At 42.6% G+C, this 3,107-nt stretch carries 4 protein-coding genes; all 4 read right to left on the bottom strand.

Annotated elements, in window-relative coordinates:
- Positions 1–84: 84 nt before the first annotated feature.
- On the bottom strand, positions 85–360 hold the full coding sequence (locus Q0546_RS11145; protein ID WP_298793056.1) for a head-tail connector protein: 276 nt from the start codon (positions 358–360) through the stop codon (positions 85–87).
- Entirely contained in the window at positions 360–1,571 is a 1,212-nt protein-coding gene (locus Q0546_RS11140; protein ID WP_298793055.1) for a phage major capsid protein, read from the bottom strand. Before Q0546_RS11140 ends, Q0546_RS11145 begins: the two co-directional genes overlap by 1 nt.
- 10 nt (positions 1,572–1,581) lie before the next feature.
- Positions 1,582–2,127: an HK97 family phage prohead protease gene (locus tag Q0546_RS11135; RefSeq protein ID WP_185898163.1), complete on the bottom strand. Its 546-nt coding sequence runs from the start codon at positions 2,125–2,127 to the stop codon at positions 1,582–1,584.
- Positions 2,128–2,129: 2 nt separating this feature from the next.
- The coding region (locus tag Q0546_RS11130; protein ID WP_298793050.1) for a phage portal protein at positions 2,130–3,107 on the bottom strand (978 nt) is incomplete at its 5' end.

Genomic DNA, 3,107 nt, shown 5'->3' with positions numbered 1-3,107 from the left:
CGCATATTCCGTTCTGAGAAATATAGTAAGCGTTGCGCGTCTTTTTCCAATTTTGGCTTTGATAGAATTTATTATCAATGCTTCTCATCTACTAAACCTGGCTTTGAGCGATAACGCTTTTAAGAGATTATCTATAACCTTGCTTAGCTTCTCACTCTCGCTTTGCTCGGCGTTGTACCAAAGTATCAAGATAAATTTACTTAGCTGTTTGGCTAGCGGCTCTTTTTCTTGCGCCTGCTTGTTTAGCCCGGTGCTTACCTCGATATAATCAGGGATTGCATTTAGCAACCCCTTTATTATTTCGTCGTTCTCGTTGCCGTCGAGCCTTAGCCACTCTCTAGCTTCCGCGACCTCTATCATCACGCCGCCCTTGATAGCTTGATAAAGGCTTCGTCTACTATCGGCTTGCAGTCAGCTATTGCCAAAGCCCTATAATCTATCTTGCCGGACTTAAAGCTTGACTGCGTTGAGCTTTCAAGCATTATGCCGCTTGGTAGGTTGTAGCCTAGGTAGTCAAAGTTTCCGAATATTACGTTATCGTTTGCCATGTAGTCATCCACGATAACCTCAAAGCCTAATATTTTACCTACGTTCTCACTCTTTGGATCAAGCACGAATATTGGGCGTCCGTTTGTGTCGGTTAGGCTGTAGAATAGATTAAATAGCGTTGCGTTGCTCATCACCCATTTAGCGTTTGACGCATAGCCTCGCTTTAACGCTCCCGCTACTTTTACCACGTCGGCATAAGTTAGTCCGGCTTTTTTGAATTCAAAGTGGTTGCTGTCTTTTACCCAAGATATACCGCTTAATACGCCTTTGCCCTGATTAGTTCCCGTGCCGTTGATAAGTGCATCCGAGATACAATTCATTACCGAGCTTTGAAGTTCTTCTATGATGTAAGCCTCAAATGCCGATATACTCATTTTTGAGGCGGCTACCGATAGAGAAAAGACTTTCATTATCTCGTAAGCTTTAAAATTAACTATTGCAATATCCGGTCTTTCCTCGCTCACGTCCGCGCCCTCTGTGTGCCAGCTGGCTTTAGCAGTTGGAGTTCCTACCGGTATATCCATATTACACGGCATCGCAAAGCCTCGCGAAACTCCGATCGTGCCGCCTTGCGTTCTAGCCTTACTTATTACTTCGTTTAGCGTAGATGTAGGGATTACGCCTGCGACATTGCTTAGGCTTGCAAAGCCAGACGCTCTTAGCTCCATCTGCGCCGCATTCATAGCTCTTTGTTCGGTCGCGTTTAGCGGTTGATTTAGTAAGGTTTTGAAAAAAGCTTGCTTGTATTCGTTTGTACCAAATACGTCTTTTGGCTCTGCGCTTCTTACCTCAAAGCTCATATTGTCAAGCTCTTTTAACCCGTCCTCTTTGCTTCTAGTCTGCTTTTCGCCTAGATGCGCTTTAGCTTCTTTTAGCCCGTCGATTTCGATATTTATCTCATTCATATCGATATTGGCGTTAGTGTTGATCTCTTGTTTGATCTCCTGCGCTCTAGCTTCAATTTCTTTTAGGGTTTTTGTTTTGTAGTGGTTAAAGGCTTCCGCCACGGTATTAAATTTCATCGTTTTTCCTTTAGTGTAAAATTATGTTGTTTAGTTCGATAAGCTTTTTTGTCCGCTCGTCGTCGTTAAAAGCGTTTATCCTACTCCTAGCCTCTACGCTTGTCGCGCTGTATGCAGGATATGGCGTTACGCTAACCTCATATACCTTGTCTATCTTATGAATAGTTCTGGTATTGCTCGCTCTGTCGTAGCTGTCTCCGCCCTCGCTTACTTTAAAGCCGAAACTCATTGCCGTTAAGTCTCCGCGCTTTACAGCGGCGTATATCGATTTGGCTTCCGCCGTATCGGGTAAAGTAGCTATCATTTCAAGCCCTGCCGAGCTTTTATTAAATTTCATCGTTTTTGGAGTTCTTGCTAGCGGCACTTTTGAATTATCGTGGTTGTATAAAAGCCTCGTGTCGCTTAGATCGCACCCATCAAGCGCAGTCGGCAATATAACCTCGTTGTAGCTTAGCCCGCTATCGTTTATGGTGGCCGTTTGGTTAAAAACTATCGGCAAGCCCGTTAGTATCATATCCTCGCTCGCCTTGATCTCGCAACTTCTGATTTCTTTCATTTTTACTCTCCTACCTGATATTTATTAGCTTTGTCCGCATCTACTACGTTAAGCGTTTGAAGTCTCTTATCTCCGTCTTGCACGGCCGGCAGATTTAAAATTTCTAATGCCTGATTTATACTAAGCAGCCCATAAGGCATAAGCTCGGAAATCAAATTTATTTTAGTGGCGTTGCTTGAGAATTGAAGTCTACCGCTCTCAAATGTAATATAGTTTTTAAATTTAATCTCTCTTTGGGTGAAAATCTTTCTAGTAAATTCTAAGCTCATCTGCACGGCCAAAGGCTCTATGACGCTCTCGTAAAAAGCTCCCCATTCGTTCTCGTTGTAATTGCTCTTTACGATATTTTCACTAATGCCCAAATAGTCGTAAATTTTATTTTTTATCGCAGCTAGCTGTTTATCGTCTATGCTTACTGGCTTGCTCTCGATCGGTAGAAACGAGCTTTTGGCGTCTGTTACCACTACGCCGCCGTTATTAGACACGCCTAAAAAGTCTTTTATAAACCGCTCGCGCATCTTTGTCATTTCAGCATCGGGCAATACCTGCTCGTATTTCATAATGCCTCTAATATTAGCTCCGGCTTTTATCGCAGTATTTAGCCCCTCGTTTTGAGTATGAGCCAAATCTAAGGTATTGTTGATCGCATCGTTGCTGTCGCCGAAATATTTAGAGCTATTAAAATGACGTCTTAGGTGAATAATATTTTTGTAGTTTTGGATTAACTCCCCGTCTTTAGCGATAAACCTAATATAAAGCTCTCCGCGTCCATCCTGCAAAAAGGCTGCGTTGGTCGCATCGATAGGATAAAAACCTTTGATACCCGTTTCGTCCTCATCTATCAAGATAAAGGCGTTATTATGAATATAAAGGCGAGTTACTACCTTATACAAAAAATCGTAAGCGTTCATTAGTTCGTTTGGTTGAATTTGGAGTAAGTAGTTAATGTTGCTTACGGCTTGCTTGTTTAACTCGTCTTT

Source organism: uncultured Campylobacter sp., assembly GCF_937997465.1.
Taxonomy (GTDB): Bacteria; Campylobacterota; Campylobacteria; order Campylobacterales; family Campylobacteraceae; genus Campylobacter_A.
This window is presented reverse-complemented; position numbering and strand designations above follow the sequence as displayed.